Annotated in this window: 22 protein-coding genes, 1 tRNA gene and 1 other annotated feature; of the genes, 20 read left to right on the top strand and 3 right to left on the bottom strand. The window is 39.1% G+C overall.

Features of this window, described 5'->3' with window-relative positions:
* Positions 1 to 10: 10 nt before the first annotated feature.
* Positions 11 to 844: an NAD(P)H-dependent flavin oxidoreductase gene (locus FC19_RS04310; RefSeq protein WP_057875761.1), complete on the top strand. Its 834-nt coding sequence runs from the start codon at positions 11 to 13 to the stop codon at positions 842 to 844.
* A gap of 144 nt (positions 845 to 988) precedes the next feature.
* Here FC19_RS04310 and FC19_RS04305 read toward each other — a convergent pair whose 3' ends face one another.
* Together FC19_RS04305 and FC19_RS04300 are read right to left on the bottom strand one after the other, a co-directional pair.
* Positions 989 to 1,276, bottom strand: a complete 288-nt coding sequence (locus tag FC19_RS04305) for a putative quinol monooxygenase (RefSeq protein ID WP_057875760.1) — start codon at positions 1,274 to 1,276, stop codon at positions 989 to 991.
* Positions 1,277 to 1,319: 43 nt separating this feature from the next.
* Positions 1,320 to 1,640: a heavy metal-binding domain-containing protein gene (locus FC19_RS04300; protein ID WP_057875759.1), complete on the bottom strand. Its 321-nt coding sequence runs from the start codon at positions 1,638 to 1,640 to the stop codon at positions 1,320 to 1,322.
* A gap of 399 nt (positions 1,641 to 2,039) precedes the next feature.
* Between FC19_RS04300 and FC19_RS04295 the strand changes: the two genes are divergently transcribed.
* The 4 genes from FC19_RS04295 (at position 2,040) to FC19_RS04280 (ending at position 5,812) form a co-directional block, all read left to right on the top strand.
* The gene (locus FC19_RS04295) at positions 2,040 to 3,203 is read left to right on the top strand and encodes a hydroxymethylglutaryl-CoA synthase (RefSeq protein WP_057875758.1); all 1,164 of its coding nucleotides are present in this window, start codon (positions 2,040 to 2,042) and stop codon (positions 3,201 to 3,203) included.
* Positions 3,204 to 3,426: 223 nt separating this feature from the next.
* Entirely contained in the window at positions 3,427 to 4,320 is an 894-nt protein-coding gene (locus FC19_RS04290; protein ID WP_057875757.1) for a hypothetical protein, read from the top strand.
* Complete coding sequence (locus FC19_RS04285; RefSeq protein WP_057875756.1) at positions 4,313 to 5,329, top strand: hypothetical protein; 1,017 nt, start codon at positions 4,313 to 4,315, stop codon at positions 5,327 to 5,329. Before FC19_RS04290 ends, FC19_RS04285 begins: the two co-directional genes overlap by 8 nt.
* 21 nt (positions 5,330 to 5,350) lie before the next feature.
* Positions 5,351 to 5,812 carry a hypothetical protein gene (locus FC19_RS04280; RefSeq protein WP_057875755.1) on the top strand — a complete coding sequence of 154 codons (462 nt, stop codon included), beginning with the start codon at positions 5,351 to 5,353 and terminating at the stop codon, positions 5,810 to 5,812.
* 393 nt (positions 5,813 to 6,205) lie between these two features.
* Here the strand turns inward: FC19_RS04280 and FC19_RS11460 are convergent, their stop codons facing one another.
* Positions 6,206 to 6,343: a hypothetical protein gene (locus FC19_RS11460; RefSeq protein ID WP_157061255.1), complete on the bottom strand. Its 138-nt coding sequence runs from the start codon at positions 6,341 to 6,343 to the stop codon at positions 6,206 to 6,208.
* Between the two features lie 171 nt (positions 6,344 to 6,514).
* On the opposite strand from FC19_RS11460, the gene FC19_RS04275 reads away from it, so the two are divergent.
* The 15 genes from FC19_RS04275 to recN all read left to right on the top strand — a co-directional run bounded on the left by FC19_RS04275 (position 6,515) and on the right by recN (position 17,152).
* Positions 6,515 to 6,588: transfer RNA gene (locus tag FC19_RS04275), tRNA-Arg, on the top strand.
* A gap of 146 nt (positions 6,589 to 6,734) precedes the next feature.
* Positions 6,735 to 6,820 (top strand) — a sequence feature (ribosomal protein L21 leader region).
* A 14-nt stretch (positions 6,821 to 6,834) separates the two neighbouring features.
* Entirely contained in the window at positions 6,835 to 7,143 is a 309-nt protein-coding gene (gene rplU / locus FC19_RS04270) for a 50S ribosomal protein L21 (RefSeq protein WP_057875754.1), read from the top strand.
* A gap of 26 nt (positions 7,144 to 7,169) precedes the next feature.
* A complete protein-coding gene (locus FC19_RS04265) occupies positions 7,170 to 7,493 on the top strand; it encodes a ribosomal-processing cysteine protease Prp (protein WP_057875753.1) in 324 nt (107 codons plus the stop codon).
* A 22-nt stretch (positions 7,494 to 7,515) separates the two neighbouring features.
* On the top strand, positions 7,516 to 7,797 hold the full coding sequence (gene rpmA, locus FC19_RS04260) for a 50S ribosomal protein L27 (protein WP_057875752.1): 282 nt from the start codon (positions 7,516 to 7,518) through the stop codon (positions 7,795 to 7,797).
* Positions 7,798 to 7,904: 107 nt separating this feature from the next.
* On the top strand, positions 7,905 to 8,954 hold the full coding sequence (locus tag FC19_RS04255) for a M24 family metallopeptidase (RefSeq protein WP_083488365.1): 1,050 nt from the start codon (positions 7,905 to 7,907) through the stop codon (positions 8,952 to 8,954).
* Between the two features lie 134 nt (positions 8,955 to 9,088).
* Complete coding sequence (gene efp / locus FC19_RS04250) at positions 9,089 to 9,646, top strand: elongation factor P (RefSeq protein WP_057875750.1); 558 nt, start codon at positions 9,089 to 9,091, stop codon at positions 9,644 to 9,646.
* A gap of 22 nt (positions 9,647 to 9,668) precedes the next feature.
* Positions 9,669 to 10,100 (top strand): Asp23/Gls24 family envelope stress response protein, encoded by a 432-nt coding sequence (locus FC19_RS04245; RefSeq protein ID WP_057875749.1) that lies wholly within the window; start codon positions 9,669 to 9,671, stop codon positions 10,098 to 10,100.
* A 2-nt stretch (positions 10,101 to 10,102) separates the two neighbouring features.
* Positions 10,103 to 10,525 (top strand): transcription antitermination factor NusB, encoded by a 423-nt coding sequence (nusB, locus tag FC19_RS04240; RefSeq protein ID WP_057875748.1) that lies wholly within the window; start codon positions 10,103 to 10,105, stop codon positions 10,523 to 10,525.
* Positions 10,526 to 10,701: 176 nt separating this feature from the next.
* Positions 10,702 to 11,580, top strand: a complete 879-nt coding sequence (gene folD, locus FC19_RS04235) for a bifunctional methylenetetrahydrofolate dehydrogenase/methenyltetrahydrofolate cyclohydrolase FolD (protein ID WP_057875747.1) — start codon at positions 10,702 to 10,704, stop codon at positions 11,578 to 11,580.
* Positions 11,552 to 12,901 (top strand): exodeoxyribonuclease VII large subunit, encoded by a 1,350-nt coding sequence (gene xseA / locus FC19_RS04230; protein ID WP_057875746.1) that lies wholly within the window; start codon positions 11,552 to 11,554, stop codon positions 12,899 to 12,901. The genes folD and xseA overlap by 29 nt, the downstream gene beginning before the upstream one ends.
* Positions 12,894 to 13,127 (top strand): exodeoxyribonuclease VII small subunit, encoded by a 234-nt coding sequence (locus FC19_RS04225; protein WP_057875745.1) that lies wholly within the window; start codon positions 12,894 to 12,896, stop codon positions 13,125 to 13,127. Before xseA ends, FC19_RS04225 begins: the two co-directional genes overlap by 8 nt.
* A complete protein-coding gene (locus FC19_RS04220; protein ID WP_057875744.1) occupies positions 13,117 to 14,013 on the top strand; it encodes a polyprenyl synthetase family protein in 897 nt (298 codons plus the stop codon). The genes FC19_RS04225 and FC19_RS04220 overlap by 11 nt, the downstream gene beginning before the upstream one ends.
* Complete coding sequence (locus FC19_RS04215) at positions 14,010 to 14,822, top strand: TlyA family RNA methyltransferase (RefSeq protein ID WP_057875743.1); 813 nt, start codon at positions 14,010 to 14,012, stop codon at positions 14,820 to 14,822. Before FC19_RS04220 ends, FC19_RS04215 begins: the two co-directional genes overlap by 4 nt.
* A gap of 99 nt (positions 14,823 to 14,921) precedes the next feature.
* Complete coding sequence (gene argR, locus FC19_RS04210) at positions 14,922 to 15,374, top strand: arginine repressor (RefSeq protein ID WP_057875742.1); 453 nt, start codon at positions 14,922 to 14,924, stop codon at positions 15,372 to 15,374.
* A gap of 65 nt (positions 15,375 to 15,439) precedes the next feature.
* Complete coding sequence (recN, locus tag FC19_RS04205) at positions 15,440 to 17,152, top strand: DNA repair protein RecN (RefSeq protein ID WP_057875741.1); 1,713 nt, start codon at positions 15,440 to 15,442, stop codon at positions 17,150 to 17,152.
* Positions 17,153 to 17,228 lie beyond the last annotated feature (76 nt).

Here is a 17,228-nt window from a genome sequence, read left to right as displayed (position 1 = left end):
GCGATGGGAAATGTGGTATCAAGATATAGGGCTGAAGTATCCGATTTTTCAGGGAGCGATGTCATGGATCGCAACCCCAACTTTAGTGGCGGCGGTGTCAAATGAAGGCGGCTTAGGCATACTTGCCAGTGGCGGCCGGACTGCTTCTGAATTGCGAGATATGATCCGACAGACTAAAAGAATGACTAAGAGACCTTTTGGGGTTAATTTAGTTTTATTTGAGAAAAATGCTTCAGCATTATGCAAAGTGATTTGCGAGGAGAAGGTTGCAGTTGTTACAACTGGGGCGGGAACTCCAAAATCTTTTATTGAGCAGTTAAAATCTGCGCAAATAAAAATTTATCCCGTAGTTCCAACGCTCAAGATTGCTAGGAAAATGCTGACACTTGCGATTGATGGATTAATTGTTGAGGGTATGGAAGCTGGTGGGCATATTGGAACTGAAACCTTGCTGACGGTTTTGCCGCAGGTGACAGCAATCACTGATATACCGGTGATCGCTGCTGGCGGAATATATGACAAGTCTTCGATTGAAGCGGTCAAGTGTTTAGGAGCGCAAGGTGGACAGGCGGGCACCATTTTTCTGGCAACTGAGGAGGCTGAAATAGCGCCAAAATACAAGAAACTGATCATTTCTGCAAGTAATCCAGGGACGACTATCAAGAAGTCGAATGCAGGCTTCCCTGCTAGAGTCCTTGACCTTGGTGAGAATAATCAGGCACTCTCGTTAAGAGATGCAGTTACCAAGGGGGATGTTGTTAAGGGTGCCTTTATGGCGGGCCAAGTTGCTGATCGTGTGAAGAAGATCGAGCCTTTGAAAAGAGTTTTCGAACGCCTAATATAGGCAGACGAATTGTCAAAAAAATATATCAATATTTTTAAAATATATTTAAATGCAGATTATAACAAAATACAAAAAGAGAAGCTTTTGCCAGCAAAAAAACGTAAAACACGGCAGAAAGCTTCTCTTTTGTGATCAGGTAATTAATCAAGCATTGTAATCCATACGAATAATAACAGGTGCTTTAGTAACGTAGTCTCCAATATGAGCTAAGAATTTTTGAAAATGGGGTGTTTCATTATGACTGGCAACAGCATCTTGATCTTTCCAGTGTTCAATAATTTCATATTCGAAGTCAGTATTTAACTTTTTAAAGTGACTGTATGAGATGTTGCCTTGTTCGGCAGCGGAATGTTCTACCAATTCATTTACAAAATTTTCATACTCAGCTTGTAGTTCGGGTTTAACGGTTAATTCAACATTAATGACTTTCATTGTTTCCTCCAAAATTTGTCTCAATATTTATTACACAGGTACTTTAAACGTATCTGACAGCTGTTCCGTAAGCTGCAACTGATTGCATGTCGGTCCCAATTGACCCAGAATCAAAACGCATCATAACGACTGCATCTGCACCCATTGCTTGGGCATTTTTTCTAAGCCGCTCAAGTGAAACCATTCTTGATTCTTCAAGCATTTTCGAATAATCCTTTATCTCGCCGCCGACGAGATTTTTGAGTGAAGCTCCAATATTTCTGAAAATATTTTTTGACTGTGTAGTTAAACCAAAGACTTCTCCAATAACTTCATATCTTTTACCAGGAATATTTTCGGTGGTAACGATTAAAATATCAGACACTAGAATCCCTCCTTTAGTACTATTGTACAATAGTTGAAAAATATACCAAGAGACGAATTAAGAGATTTAGAAATTGTCTATGCTAAAAAAACTTAAAAGAGGTTAATAAAAAGTTAAAATAGCAACAAACAGATCAAAAATATCTCAATTCCAGTTAAACTGGTGGTGTGTAAGACAAAGTATAGCTTTACCAGCACCTCATTGGAGATGAAAGTATGAAGTTTTTTAAAGGTTTGTTCAATGGTGTATTTATGAGTATGTTTTTATGGGCGTTGGTTTTTTTGATAATTAAAATTGTATAATTAAATGATCAAGTAAAGTTTCTGAGGGTGCAATATCCCTTAGAAACTTTTTTCATGTATGATAGAATTATAAAAAAGATTGAGGAGTGAAAGTTTTATGGAAATTGGAATTGATAAGTTGGGCTTTTTCACCCCTGATTTGTATGTTGACATGGCTAAACTAGCTCATGCAAGACAAGAGGATCCAAATAAATATTTAATTGGGATCGGTCAAGAAAAGATGTCTGTTATTCCCCCGACCCAGGATGTTGTGACGATGGCGGCTAATGCTGCAAATAAAATATTGACAGATGAAGACAAAAAACAAATTGACTTTGTGATTTTTGCGACTGAATCGGGTATCGACAATTCAAAAGCAGCAGCTGTTTATTTGGTGCGGCTCCTGGATTTGCAGCCTAATGTTCGTGCAATAGAGGTAAAGCAGGCATGTTATGGAGCGACGGCTGGAATACAGCTTGCTAAAGAACATGTGGCGTTTTCCCCAGAAAGTAAAGTTTTGGTAATCGGAGCTGACATTGCGCGTTATGGACTGAGTGTCCCTGGTGAACCCACTCAGGGAGGTGGTGCAGTTGCAATTTTAGTGAGTGCTGAGCCTCGAATTTTAGCGCTAAGTAAGGAAAGTACATATTATACGCAGGATATCATGGACTTTTGGCGGCCTTTAGGTAAAACTGAAGCCATGGTTGATGGTAAGTATTCTTCGAATGTTTATTTAGAATTTCTTGCGCAGGTTTGGAATGACTATCAAAAGAAAACGGGTCTTGTACTTAAAGATTTTGATGCGTTACTGTTCCATTTACCGTATACCAAGTTAGGCTTGAAGGGGTTGCGCCAGCTACTTGTTGGTACTGATCCTGCTCTGGCAGCGCGCCTCACGCAAGAATTTGAAAATGCGCGTAAATTCAATCAGATTGTCGGTAATCTGTATACCGGTTCGCTTTACCTGAGTCTGGTATCCTTATTACAGAACAGCGAGCAGCTGGCAGCTGGTTCAAGAATTGGCTTGTTCAGTTATGGTTCGGGAGCAGAGGCTGAATTTTATTCAGGTATTCTGCAGGAGAAGTTCAAAGAAGGTTTGATGGGGGTCGACTACGCGCAAATATTAGGCCATCGCAAAGAAGTCAGTGTTGCAGAATATGAGGAACTATTCAATGATCAGCTATATGATGTCGAGACACGGAAACTTGATTATGTGAATGATTCAGCTAGCTTTATTTTGACAGGGGTCACAGAATATCAGCGGCAGTATCTCAAAAAATAAACACTGGCAATGCAACGATTGCAAAACAAGGGTCAATTGTTAAGGCGGTAGTTATATTATTGAGTTGTTTTATTAGGAAATGTTATAATAATGTCATACATTAGTGCAATAATTTTAGAATTATAAATAACCTCTGCTGTTTTTGGACACAAAATGGGCCGTCTAATGTTTTTTTCATTTAGTAAGGCTTTAAACAGGTAGTTGTTGATAAGGGGAGATAGATTTGGCGAATATACAGGACAGTGTAATACAACGGGAACATGTGCTTGCAACGACTGAATTGTCAAAGGCGGTTGCGAACAAAGCAAGGTATTTGCAGACCTTGGCAGCGGCGATTCAAGATCAAGATGACCGTTTAGTTTATCAGCTGATAGATGGTGAACGCTATTCCAAAGAAATTCTGCAGGCCAAGCACGGTTCCTCAGATGAAAGAAATGAACAACTTGTTCTTGATATTTCAGATAAGCTTAGTCAGTATCTTAGTGGTAACTTGATTGCATATCTCCGTGAAACTTATCCTTTTTTTTATTTTGAACAGACTAGTCTAGGCCATTTTCAGTTTTATTTTGGAAATTGGTGGGATCGGCGGCTTTTTGGAGCCTTAGATGTTCTTAAAGTTAAGTTTAATTTTGACCAGACGGAATATAAAAAGTTAGAACTTGCATTCAAACTTGAAACACAGAAAAAAAGATTGAACAGTGATAAGATTGCAGAAATATCGCAGCAAACAGATCAATTACAATCGTTGATAGACTCACAAGATAGTCGCGATCAGGAAAAAGAAAAGGTTAGACTGCAGTTGAAAAAATTAGCGCAGGACAAGGTTTTACCGTGGGAAGCATCCAAGGCTAAAGAGGCCAAGCAGAAATTAGTTGAACGTTTATCTTTTTTAACTGATCAGGATGAAAAAGCACAGCAAGCGTATAAGATTATTCGGGAAAGTGAAGAAAAAGTGCTGGTTCTTTCAAAAGAGGACACGCTAATTGGTTATGAAAAGCAAAGTATTGTTGCCAAGTTTGGCAGCTTTGAGAACTTTACCGCACGCAACGAATCGCTTTATCGCGATTACATTGCTGATTTAATCGCCACAAAAGGGCGGGTGAAGATCAATGAATGAGAAAGACGAGAAGAAGACAGTGACCTTTGAACCGAAGGTGGAAGACAAGAATGAGGCAACAAACAAAAGTATCAGGGAAAGTGCTGCAACTTTAAGTACAACAGGCCGTTTGATGTCATATAACCAAGAGTTAAAAGATAGTCTGCATAATGGAATTCATTTTACGCAGCTCTTAGATAAGTTGGTTCAAACAAAAGAACCGCAGACCTTATTTGAAGCGGCACAGAAACTTGTTAATTATCACTTGGACAACTCTTATCTTGTTTTTCCGCAGCAGTACAGCCGGGCTGATTTTTATTTGATTTTCTTGAATCGTTTATTGGAATTACATAATAGCGAGAAGGTAATCTTGCAGTCGTCTGATAGAAATCGGGAACTATATCATGAGTTCCCGGGGATAAATACGCAGGGCTATTTTGTTTTCCAGCTTGAAAAAGGAACAACTGACGGGGCATATTATACCGAAAAAAATTCCGGTGAAATTATTTTTTACTTGAATTTTCACAAAAATATTGTACGTTTCAACAGTCGGTCCCTCGCTCAACTGCTGCTTGTAGATTACCCGAAGAAAATTCGCGTTGAAGCTATTAAAAGTTTTGAAAATTATCTGTTGAATCTCGGACGTTTCTTCAAAGAGGACTACGGTTTTGATGTTGATTTTAATTTATTGGATCCATCCAACAGTGCGGTTTATCAATTGTCGAATCCGCAAATTTCGCATAGTATCATCGATCAATTGTTTGTGATGGCTGCTGACGGAGGTAGAATGCTAAAAGTCGGTCCGCAGAATGAAGCTATTTTAAACCTGAATGGTGGAACAGTTGTTACTTTATTTGATAAAGGTTCACAAGATAACGCAGGTGTATCTGAATGGGTAATCAAAGTTAATGATACTGAACACCAAGTTTCGTGGTTTGACATTTTGCTCCAATATCAATTTATTAGGGAATGGTATCTTGATAACCTATCTGATCTAGAAGTGAGATCCGATTCGTTATATTTTAACTAAGGACAAAGGAGAGAGCTGGGCTTGAAGATAAAAGAAATGATCGATGCCGCACGGCATTTTGAAGACAGATCGCTAGTTGAAAAGTTTACAGACGAAGAAAAAATAGCGATTTTGTATCTTAAGTTAAACAACACACTGGCAGTTCTTTTTTCAAAAACAGCCCAGAAAATGAAAGACACAGACATACTTGCGAGTTATTGCGATGTTCTGTGTGCATTCTGCAGAGTTGGTAATCATCAAAAGTGGACATACTTGATGCTGCTTTCGGATGAAGAAACTGACCGCTTGCGGCAGAAGTGGGTAAGCCACTCATTTGCAAATTTGTTTATGATTCTGCAGCAGCAGCTGAATAAAAGCTTTTTTGAGCGGCAAAATGAACCTTTTTTGCATGCTTGGCATATTCTGCTTAAATTTGGTCTGGTTGAACTGGGGTATACACCTGCACAGATTGAAGAGAAGTATTTTGAAAAATTTACTGATTAAAGCTTAAACAGTCACAGTTAGATTCATGGCGATTTGAGTTAAGGCCTTATCTACCATTATGTTGGGAGAAGGTCTTTTTTATTTTTTTAAGAAGTTATTTATTTAGTAATAAATAACACATTGCCAATCAGCATAAGACAGTTTATTACAATAGCAAGAACCAAATGCAATATGGTCAATAACGTGTTAATGGAAAAACTTATTACTTCAACAAGGCGACAGGTGCATTACAAAAATAAGATTTTCAAGTTATATCAAAAAGCTGCAACCGATATAGTGGTTGCAGCTTTTTGATTCAGCTGGTTAGCTTTTAAAAGCAGCTGCTACTTGAGTTATTACTATAATAATATAATTAAGCAAGAGTTAATTATTGCAAGTTTCAGAAAAACGAGGTCATTTACCTAAAAGCTTATCTTGCTGCACATCATCTTTGAAATGCTTATAGCCGCTGCGAGTTTTGCGTTGGTTGTCGTAAAGCTGAATAATACCAGCAAGGAGCAAAATACCAATAAGTGCTAGAAATTGTATCATTCAAACCATCCCTTTTCTATATATTACATTTCATTTACAATATTATCACATGATTACACGAATGTTTCAATTATAATGCTTGTTTATAGATTATTAATAAAGTAAGAATATTTTCAAAAAAAGTTTTGACAACATAGGTAGAATCATCCTATAATAGTTAGTGTTGTTTATGGCTCGGTAGCTCAGCTGGATAGAGCATCCGCCTTCTAAGCGGACGGTCGAGAGTTCGAATCTCTCCCGCGCCATTACGGCAGTAATAGCTAGGATGCCTTATAGCATCTTAGCTTTTTTGTTTTAGAGGATAGGTTTTTGAAAACGGAAAATGAATTAGTAAAAAAGATTGACGATTCGCTTGTTTTTTGCTATCATTTGAGTGTTGTATTTGTGCATGCCACAACTGCAACCGCACGTTTTAAGTTTAAGAACTTGAGAGCATTGATCTTGGGTCACTACATTACGGCGAGTCTAAGAAATCATAAGGAGGTGCACAAATGTACGCAATTATTGAAACAGGTGGTAAACAATTGAAGGTAGAAGCTGGTCAAGCTATCTACGTTGAAAAAATTGCTGCCGACGCAGGTGAAAAGGTTACTTTTGACCGTATCGTTTTAGTTGGTGGAGATAAGACTGTTGTTGGCAAACCATTCATCGATGGTGCCAGTGTTACAGGAACAGTTGAAAAACAAGGCCGTGCTAAGAAAGTTGTTACTTTCAAGTACAAGGCTAAAAAGCATTCACATACAAAGCAAGGCCATCGTCAACCATATACAAAGGTTGTCATTGATGCTATCAACGCTTAGTTAGTGATGAAAGTGGGGCCTTGGCGATGATAAAAGTCCGTTTCTTTGATAAGAATCAGAAAAAATGTGGTTTTGAATTGACAGGCCATGCAGATTCTGGAGAGTATGGGCAGGATATTGTTTGTGCAGCTGTTTCAGTCTTGGCGATCAGTACGATCAATGGACTGGAGAAGCTCGCACAGGCTGTTCCCAAGGTCAACGCGAATGAAGAGGAAGGCGGCTATCTGAAGGTTGAACTGGACCAACAAGGGTTGGATAACAGTGATGCTCAGTTGTTATTAGCTAATTTCGAACTTGGTTTGCGCGATATTGTAAAAAATTACGCTGAATATATTAAAATAATCGATTGAATTTAGGGAGGTGCACTTAACTATGTTAATGAACTTACAATTCTTTGCTCATAAAAAGGGTGGTGGTTCCACAGCTAACGGCCGTGATTCAGAATCTAAGCGTTTAGGCGCAAAGAGTGCTGATGGACAAGTTGTTACGGGTGGTTCCATCCTTTACCGTCAACGCGGAACACGTATCTATCCAGGTGCGAATGTTGGATTGGGCGGCGATGATACATTGTTTGCTAAGGTCAGCGGCGTTGTTCGTTTCGAACGTAAGGGTCGTGACAAGAAACAAGTGTCAGTTTACCCAGTAGCTGAATAAAAAACGTTTCATTATAAGACCAATGCGAGACAGACCGTTTTGTGTTGGTCTTTTTTGTTTTTTCATGACTGTTTTTGGGAGGTCATCAAGTGAATGCTAAAAGAATCATGAAATTATTAACTCAACTAGAACAGATGAGTCTTGACTCCTTTTTGGTGACAGATCCAGTGAATATTTTCTATCTAAGCGGTTTTACTGGCGACGCAGGAGTTCTGCTGATTACAAACGATGAGCAGTATCTGCTGACAGACAGCCGCTTTGAACAGCAGGCCCAAGAGGAGCTGACAGGCTGGAGAATTGTAATTACGAGAGACTATATCGGAGAAGTTTGTAGACTAGCTGAACGGTTAAAGTTAACAGTTCTTGGGTTCGAGGATTCGTTAGTTTATCGTCAATATGATTATCTTGATGAAAATGCTGTTTGTGATATTGTCCCAATTACGAACGTTATCGAGAAGCTACGTTCAGTTAAAGAGCCGGATGAAATTAAGATTATCAAAGAAGCAACGGCACTTGCAGGCAAGTGTTATCGTAATTTCCTACAGGTGGTAAGGCCTGGTTGCTCTGAAGTTGAGCTGGCAAATTGGATAGACATTTATATGAAACAAAACGGTGCAAGTGAAAGATCATTTCCAACGATAGTAGCTAGCGGGGAGAGAACAGCATGGCCGCATGCTGTTGCTTCTTCTCAGCGGATTGCTCCTAATGACTTGGTGACACTTGATTTCGGTTATTACTATCAAGGATACACGTCAGATGTAACACGGACTTTTGCGTTAGGCCAACAACCAGCTGAAATCAGGAGGATTTACGAAACTGTTTTACAGGCGCAGCAAAAAACAATTGCAGCAATCAGGCCGGGCATTTCAGGTGACGAATTGGATAAAATAGGACGTTCCTTTATTGAAGATGCTGGGTTTGGTGCTTTCTTCAATCATGGAATGGGTCACGGAATTGGCTTGTCGATCCATGAACTACCCAATATTGGACATGGTTTTTCGAATGAATTATTAGCGGGAGAGGTTATTACAATTGAGCCGGGAATTTATGTTCCCGATACTGGCGGTGTTAGAATAGAAGATGACATCTTAGTTACAAAAAACGGATATGAAATCTTAACGGATTTTGAGCACAGCTATAGAGAGATTGAAGGATAGACTTGCATTTTAAGGGTTTTTATTGATATTATTAACTGTAATCAATAGAATCTGAAGATGTGTATTGAAGTTTTTCCTAAGTAGAGTGAGTTTTACAAAGGGCATATAATTCAGAGATTTGTAGGAGGATCATTATGATTTCAGTAAACGAATTTAAAAACGGTTTGACCATCGAAGTAAATGGTGAACTTTGGCGTGTTGTGGAGTTTCAACACGTTAAGCCAGGAAAGGGCAGCGCATTTGTACGTTCAAAACTTAAAAACTTACGAACAGGTGCCGTTCAGGAAAAAACTTTCCGCGCAGGTGAAAAAGTTGAACGTGCGCAAATTGACAACCGTAAAATGCAATATTTATATGCAGATGGTACGAACTACGTCTTCATGGACACGGAAACATATGAACAATTGGAGTTGCCAGAAGAGAAGATTAAGAATGAACTGAACTACTTGAAAGAAAATATGCTTGTTAGCATCATTATGTATGGCAATGAGACTCTGGGAGTGGACCTTCCTAATACAGTTGACTTGAAAGTTACTGCGACAGAACCAGGAATCAAAGGTGACACGGCTTCAGGCGGTTCTAAACCCGCAACTTTGGAAACAGGGTTAATTGTACAAGTTCCTTTTTTTGTCAACGAGGATGATGTCTTAACGATCAATACACAAGATGGAAGTTATATTTCCCGCGCCTAAAGCTTAGAGGAGGTACTTATCGATGGCTGAGAGTAAAAGTATTGTTTTAACTAGTCAAAAACCTGCACTGGGTCAGATAGAAGTTGCACCTGAAGTTATTGAGATTATAGCAGGAATTGCTGCCAAACAAGTCGAAGGTGTCTACTCGATGCGAGGTTCGCTGGCAAACAGTTTGAATGAATTGTTTGGACGCAAGAGCCGCGGTAAAGGTATTAAACTTGAACAAGACGAAGATGCATTAAAAGTTGAGATATATGCTTTTCTTAATTATGGTGTTTCTGTTCCTAAGGTAGCATTGGAGATTCAGGAAAAGGTTAAGCAGCAATTATTGTTTATGACAGGATTGGAACTCAAAATGGTTGACGTTTACGTTCAAGGTGTGGTTCCTGAAAAAAAGGCCCAGGGTGTTGATCCAGACGATCTGTTTGGCGAAGAAAATGGTGACAATAAGTGAGCATGACAAGACATACTATTCGACGTATTGTTTTTCAAATACTATTTGCACTTGAAAGCAATTCGGAGACGAATATAGCAGAACTGTATACTCAAATTCAAAGTGAAGACAAAACTAATGTTGATGCTGAAATGCCGGTGTATTTAACTAAACTGGTGGAAGGTGTGTCAGCTAAAAAAGAAGAGCTTGATCAGGTTATTACTGCACATTTGAGCAGTAAATGGAGTATTTCAAGGTTGAACAAGACTGATTTGCTTATTTTGCGTATCGCAATCTATGAAGCAAAGTTTGAAGATGGAGTGCCTGAGAAGGTTGCAGTTAATGAAGCACTGCAGTTGTCGAAGGAATTCAGCGATGAGAAATCACGTCGTTTTATAAACGGAGTTTTGTCTAATTTGATAACTGAAAAGAATGACACTCAATAAACGACTAAGAACATTTGAAAACTTGGGTTTACAAGTGAGCGGTTAAGACTACTGAAAAGGTCAGTCTTAACCGCTTATTTCATTTGCTTATTTTAAATGAGTTTGGATTGACCTATAGAAAGAAAAGAAGATATGCTAAAATATACTTTAAGTAAATAATGATGAGGATGAGTAGAATGGTCGCAAAACTGTTGGATGGGAAAGAGTTGTCTAAGGAAATACGCAACAAATTGGAACAAAGAGTGAAGATATTGAAAGAGAAGGGAATCATCCCCAAATTAGTAGTAATCCTAGTGGGTGAAGATGAAGCGAGCAAGGTTTATGTGCGTAACAAACATCGTGCTGCTGAAAAAGTTGGAATTAAAACGATTGATATAAAGTTTCCGAAAAACATTACTGAAAAGGAATTACTTCTGCACATAAAAAAATATAATGAGGATAATTCTGTTCACGGGATACTTGTCCAACTGCCTTTGCCCAAACAAATAAGTGAAGAGAAAATTACATGTGCAATAGAACCAGAAAAAGATGTAGACGGTTTTCATCCTGTTAACATCGGACATTTGTTTATGAATAATCCGCATTCTTTACCTTGCACACCACATGGGATTATGCAATTTTTTGAAAAATATAAATTACCGATTGCAGGGAAGAATGTTGTGATAGTAGGACGAAGTAACATTGTTGGCCGTCCGATGGCGGCGATGATGTTAAATAATGATGCGACTGTGACGGTCACACACAGTAAAACCAAAAATCTTTCTGAATTCACGCGGCAAGCAGATATTCTGATTGCGGCAGTTGGGCGAGCATCTTTCATAAAAAAAGAGGATGTAAAGCCTGGAGCAGTTGTAATCGATGTTGGAATGAATCGGAACGGTGAGGGGAAGCTAGTCGGTGATGTTGAGCAAAAAGGGGTGGCTGAAGTAGCTTCTTATCTAACGCCTGTTCCGGGGGGAGTCGGGCCAATGACGATCGCAATGTTAATGGAACAAACAGTTAAGTTTGCAGAACGGAGTGTCCAAATTGTCAATAGAAAAGTATCTAACAGTTAGCGCTTTAACAAAATATTTGAAGCGCAAGTTTGATGCAGATCCTTATTTAGGACGTGTTTATCTCACGGGAGAAATCTCAAATTTTCGTGTACGTCCTAATGCTCATCAATATTTCAGTTTGAAAGATGAACGCGCGAAAATCAGTGCCATCATGTTTCGTTCATCTTTTGAAAAAATAAAATTTAAACCTGAGGAAGGTATGAAGGTCCTAGTTGTTGGGCGAATCTCCCTTTATGAAGCAACTGGTAATTATCAGATTTATGTGGAAAAGATGGAGCCGGATGGCGTAGGGGCTTTATATCAAGCTTATGAGCAGCTGAAAAAGAAGCTCGCAGCCGAAGGGCTCTTCTCTGCGCCTAAGCGAGAGTTACCTATCTTTCCTAAAAAAATAGCTGTTATTACGAGCCGTTCTGGAGCTGTCATCAAGGATATCATGACGACTGTTAGACGAAGGTACCCCATAGTACAGCTAGTGTTGTTCCCTGCACTTGTTCAGGGCGAAAGTGCAGCTGCTGATATCGTGGAGAAGATTCACTGTGTCGAACGCTCAAATAGTTTTGATACGCTAATAATTGGGCGCGGCGGCGGATCGATTGAAGATCTATGGCCTTTCAATGAAGAAATAGTTGCGCGTGCTATTTATGATTGCAAAATACCTGTGATTTCTTCTGTCGGTCATGAAACAGATACGACAATTGCAGATTTAGTGGCAGATGTTAGAGCAGCGACACCGACAGCTGCTGCTGAACTTGCTGTTCCTGTGCTGGGAGATGAAATCCTAAAGATCAATCAGTTGAAAATGCGGCTTTACCAAGCTTTTAAGGCTGAATTGAAAATAAAAACGCAGCAGTTGGTCAAACTCCAGGGATCTTATGTTTTTCAACAGCCAGAGCGACTCTATGAAGGCTATCTCCAAAAACTTGATTATTTTGATAAAAGAGCTAGGCAAGCTATGCAAGCGATATATACTGAAAACGAGTTAAAGCTGCAGCACATGTTATCACGGTTGCGTGAAGTAGCTCCGATTGAAAGTGTACGTTTAAATAAAAAAAATATTGAGTATCTTCAGCAAAGGATCCGCAATGCTGGATTAACTTATCTCGAAAGAAAAGAACAAAGAGTTCAAGCAGCAATGGTAAGCTTGGACATGTTGAGTCCTTTAAAAATTATGTCACGTGGGTATAGTTATGTTTCTCAAGATAAGCACGTCATTAAGTCGGTTAAGCGATTGAAAACTACACAGCAAATTGAAATTCATTTTGCGGATGGTACTGCTGCTGCCGAAATCAAGAAAATTAAGGAGGATCAGAGTAATGACTGACAAACCAACGTTTGAAGAAAATCTAACTGAGCTTGAAGAAATTGTGCAAAATTTAGAAAAAGGCGACATTCCATTGGAAAAATCGCTTGAAAAGTTTCAGCGTGGAATGGAACTTAGCAAGGAGTTACAATTTAAGCTTGAGAACGCAGAGAAAACACTAACCAGAGTAATGGATCAGAATGGTAACGAAGAGAAGTTTGAGCGGGACGAAGACAATGAAAAGTGAGCTGGAACGTTTTCAACTTCAACATCTATCGGTTCTTAACGATTATCTTGAAAGCTATTTATCAAATTTGAATGGTGAACGGACACTTAAAGATGCGATGCTTTATTCTGTATCTGCAGGTGGTAAACGAATTAGGCCTATGCTAATTCTTGCAATCTGCTGTGAGTCAAGAAGAAAAATAGATAAGGATGTTTATGCAGTTGCTGCCAGTTTAGAGTTATTGCATACTTATTCATTGATACATGATGATCTTCCAGAGATGGATAATGATGATCTTCGACGAGGACAGTTGACAAACCATAAGAAATTTGGACAAGCAATTGCAGTATTAGCAGGAGATGGTTTGCTAACGACGGCATTCGAATGTATTGGAAAAACCAATTTAGACGACAGCATTAAAGCAACTTTAATGTCTGCTTTAGCTAAAGCTGCTGGGCCGCAAGGTATGGTCAGTGGTCAGGTTGCAGACATTCAAGGTGAAAACAAACAGCTTACGCTTGCACAGCTGCAAGAACTGCATCAGTGTAAAACGGGCGCTTTAATTGACTATTCATGCTATGCAGGTGGCGTCCTAAGCGCTCTATCTGCTGCACAGCAGGCAGAATTGCATCAATTTGCAATGTCTTTTGGGTTGGCTTTTCAGATTTATGATGACATCTTGGATGTTGTCTCCACGGAAAAGCAAATGGGCAAAGCTGTTCATAAAGATCAGTCGGAGCACAAGAATACATATCCAGAGCTGATGGGACTCGACGGGGCTTATCGGCAATTGGATGCAGCCATACTTAAGGCCCAAGCCAGTTTAGATATTTTAGAGAAAATGGGAATGAAAACTGAATTGTTGAGCGGCTTTTTAGATTATTTTGCGAGAAGGAAAATTAAATGAAAAAAGAACGTGTTGATGTTTTATTAGTAAAGCAAGGGCTGTTTGCCACGCGTGAGCAAGCTAAAAGAGCTGTTATGGCAGGTGAGATATTAGGCAAGAATGAAGAACGGATTGACAAACCTGGAATGAAAATAGATGAGGCTACACAGCTTCATTTCAAAGGTGTTAAGATGCCTTTTGTCAGCCGTGGCGGCTTCAAGCTTGATAAGGCATTGAAAGTTTTTGATCTAAGTATCAAAGACAAAGTAGTGTTGGATATCGGATCATCGACAGGCGGATTTACGGATGTTGCTTTGCAGAATCAGGCTAAAATGAGTTACGCACTAGACGTCGGCACAAATCAATTAGCATGGAAAATACGTCAAGATCCGCGTGTTGTGGTCATGGAAAATACGAATTTTCGCTATAGTAAGTTAGAAGATTTTACCCATGGTCAGCCAGATTTCGCAACAATCGATGTCTCTTTTATATCTCTTGAGCTGATTTTACCGGCACTACACGAGATTATTGTTCCAGGTGGCGATGTTGTTGCGCTGATTAAGCCTCAATTTGAGGCTGGAAAAGAGAATGTCGGTAAGCATGGTATTGTTCGCGACGAGAAAGTGCATAAAACTGTTTTGAAAAAAATTATTTCTTTTGCACTGGAGACTGGTTATGACGTTCGCGGCCTGGACTTTTCACCTATTACTGGCGGTGAGGGCAATATTGAATTCCTCGTTCACTTACGCAGTGTCACTCAGAAGTTAGAGCTTTCTGAACAGATAAGTATCGAAGAAGTACTCGAGGCAGCTTATACAGTTTTAAAGTAAAGCGGCTTTAGTTCAAATTCAATTATTCTTTAATATTTATACAATATAGGCTATTATTAGGTATAAATGCGAATATTATTTTAGAGGTTGGTGACTGTAATGCGAAAGCAAGAGAGACAAAAAGCAATAAAAACGCTAATACAACAAAATAGTATTGATCGGCAAGAGGATATTGTTAAACTTTTAAGAGAACGGGGAATTGATGTAACGCAGGCAACGATTTCACGTGATATTAAAGAAATGCAGTTAATCAAGTTGCCTTCACTTGATGGTAATTATCAATACAGTATGCCAACAGAGAAAAAAATGGATGCGGAGAAAAAGTTAAGGCATACGTTGCGAGATGCATACGTTTCCTCCAAAATTCAAAATGAATTTTTCTTGATTAAAGTTTTACCAGGAAATGGTCCGGCAGTAGCAAGTTTAATTGATCAGCTCAAATTAGAACAAATTTTTGGAACGATTGGCGATGATGATACGGTGTTAGTCATTGCAGCTTCGAATGAGAAGACCCACGAAGTTAGAAAAATATTAATAGATATGGCAGAGTAACAATTACATTAGTCATTAAAAGATTATGATTATCGGTTAATTTAGATGATCAAAGGGATGGTTCGATGTTACAGGAACTCACAATTAGGGATTTTGCGATTATTGAAAAAATGGATATCGAATTTCAGGCAGGAATGACAGTTTTGACAGGTGAAACAGGAGCCGGTAAGTCAATTGTGATCGATGCATTGGGGCTTTTAGCAGGTGGTCGTGCTTCACAGGAATTCATCCGTAAAGGTGCAAACAAGTCAATGCTGCAAGGGCTTTTTACGCTTTCTCCGAATGATAAATTGAATGTACTTTTGAATGAACTTGGAATAGAGCTTGAAGATGATGGCTTAATTTTGCAGCGTGATCTCTATCGTAGTGGGCGCAGTGTCTGCCGAGTAAACGGGATTCTTGTTAACCTGTCAGTACTCAAACAAATTGGTGAAAAACTGATTGATATTCATGGTCAAAATGAGCATCAAGAATTAATGAAAACGGACAGACATATAGCTCTTCTTGATGAGTATATTCCTTCTTTTGTTCCGCTAAAGGAGCAGTATGTGCATGCTTTTCATAAGTATAATTCTTTAAAAGCAGCTTTGAAGAAAAAAGAAGCAAACGAAAAGGAATGGGTACAAAGACTTGATATGCTGAAATTTCAAGTTAAAGAGATCGAAGATGCTGATCTGAAGATGGGTGAAGAAGAAAAACTGAGTGCTGAAAAAAATCAATTGGAAAATTATCAGACTATTCGGAGTGCACTTCTGAGAAGCTATCAGTTACTATCTGGCGAAACAACTGATACGTTAGGTCAAATCGGAGGGGCAATGGAGGAACTCAACAACATTGCTTCTTATTCAGATAAACTACGTACGATTAGTGAAGGATTCGCAGATGCTTTCTATGCGCTCCAAGATGCTGCGCATGAAATATCAGGTGAACTAGATATGATGGAATGGGATGAAGATCGTCTAAATGAGATTGTTCAGCGGTTGGAGTTGATTCATCAGCTAGAACACAAATACGGTGACTCAATTCAACAGATTATTAAATATCAGCAAAAAATTTCTAAAGAGTTATCCGAGATGCAAAAAACTGAAGATAACAGTGAACAGCAAAAAGAAGCTGTGCAGACTGCTTTTGAGACAGCTAGTCAACTCGCAAACAAATTGTCAGGCAAACGTCATGAAGCGGCGAAAAAGCTGCAAAAAGATGTCCACCGGCAGTTAAAAGAGCTTTTCATGGATAAAGCGCTTTTTGAAGTCAAATTTAGACGTGTGAAAGTTGAACTCGGGCGTGAGGGCATAGATGAGGTTGAGTTTTATATTCAGACAAACCCAGGCGAAGCAATGGGACCTTTAGCAAAAATTGCTTCAGGAGGCGAGTTGTCTCGTATTATGCTTGCACTAAAAACAATTTTTGCACAAACTCAAGGTGTCACCAGCATCATTTTTGATGAGGTGGACACGGGGGTTAGCGGCCGTGTTGCCCAAGCGATAGCTGAAAAAATCAGTCAAATAGCATCGCACTCTCAAGTGCTGTGCATTACCCATCTGCCGCAGGTGGCAGCTATCAGTGATCATCATTACTTCCTTGCTAAGCATACTACTGCAAGCGGAAGGACGGAAACGTCTATTAAAAAAATGAGTACGCGTGAACGTGTAAATGAGTTAGCACGTATGCTTGCAGGAACAACAATTACTAAACTAACGCTTGAACATGCTGAAGAATTATTAGAAATGTCGAATGCATTAAAGGTAAAACGGGACAAAAACACACAAAAAAACTAGGATTGTAACGTCGACGCTCAACAATTCTTAAGCTATTGAGCAGCCTCGTATGTAATCCTAGTTTTTGTAATAAATA

Origin of the sequence: Liquorilactobacillus aquaticus DSM 21051 (genome assembly GCF_001436755.1) — a bacterium.
Taxonomy (GTDB): Bacteria; Bacillota; Bacilli; order Lactobacillales; family Lactobacillaceae; genus Liquorilactobacillus; species Liquorilactobacillus aquaticus.
Note: the sequence above shows the minus strand (reverse complement) of the source record. Positions and strands in the feature narration are given on the sequence as shown.

Coding starts and splice junctions, on each gene's coding strand:
- FC19_RS04265 (WP_057875753.1), top strand. CDS start 7,170: ATGATAAAAGTCCGTTTCTTTGATAAGAATCAGAAAAAATGTGGTTTT.
- FC19_RS04225 (WP_057875745.1), top strand. CDS start 12,894: ATGACTGACAAACCAACGTTTGAAGAAAATCTAACTGAGCTTGAAGAA.
- FC19_RS04215 (WP_057875743.1), top strand. CDS start 14,010: ATGAAAAAAGAACGTGTTGATGTTTTATTAGTAAAGCAAGGGCTGTTT.
- FC19_RS04305 (WP_057875760.1), bottom strand. CDS start 1,276: ATGAAAGTCATTAATGTTGAATTAACCGTTAAACCCGAACTACAAGCT.
- FC19_RS04255 (WP_083488365.1), top strand. CDS start 7,905: ATGAAATTATTAACTCAACTAGAACAGATGAGTCTTGACTCCTTTTTG.
- FC19_RS04295 (WP_057875758.1), top strand. CDS start 2,040: ATGGAAATTGGAATTGATAAGTTGGGCTTTTTCACCCCTGATTTGTAT.
- rpmA (WP_057875752.1), top strand. CDS start 7,516: ATGTTAATGAACTTACAATTCTTTGCTCATAAAAAGGGTGGTGGTTCC.
- rplU (WP_057875754.1), top strand. CDS start 6,835: ATGTACGCAATTATTGAAACAGGTGGTAAACAATTGAAGGTAGAAGCT.
- FC19_RS04285 (WP_057875756.1), top strand. CDS start 4,313: ATGAATGAGAAAGACGAGAAGAAGACAGTGACCTTTGAACCGAAGGTG.
- FC19_RS11460 (WP_157061255.1), bottom strand. CDS start 6,343: ATGATACAATTTCTAGCACTTATTGGTATTTTGCTCCTTGCTGGTATT.
- FC19_RS04245 (WP_057875749.1), top strand. CDS start 9,669: ATGGCTGAGAGTAAAAGTATTGTTTTAACTAGTCAAAAACCTGCACTG.
- recN (WP_057875741.1), top strand. CDS start 15,440: ATGTTACAGGAACTCACAATTAGGGATTTTGCGATTATTGAAAAAATG.
- efp (WP_057875750.1), top strand. CDS start 9,089: ATGATTTCAGTAAACGAATTTAAAAACGGTTTGACCATCGAAGTAAAT.
- FC19_RS04310 (WP_057875761.1), top strand. CDS start 11: ATGTGGTATCAAGATATAGGGCTGAAGTATCCGATTTTTCAGGGAGCG.
- FC19_RS04220 (WP_057875744.1), top strand. CDS start 13,117: ATGAAAAGTGAGCTGGAACGTTTTCAACTTCAACATCTATCGGTTCTT.
- argR (WP_057875742.1), top strand. CDS start 14,922: ATGCGAAAGCAAGAGAGACAAAAAGCAATAAAAACGCTAATACAACAA.
- folD (WP_057875747.1), top strand. CDS start 10,702: ATGGTCGCAAAACTGTTGGATGGGAAAGAGTTGTCTAAGGAAATACGC.
- nusB (WP_057875748.1), top strand. CDS start 10,103: ATGACAAGACATACTATTCGACGTATTGTTTTTCAAATACTATTTGCA.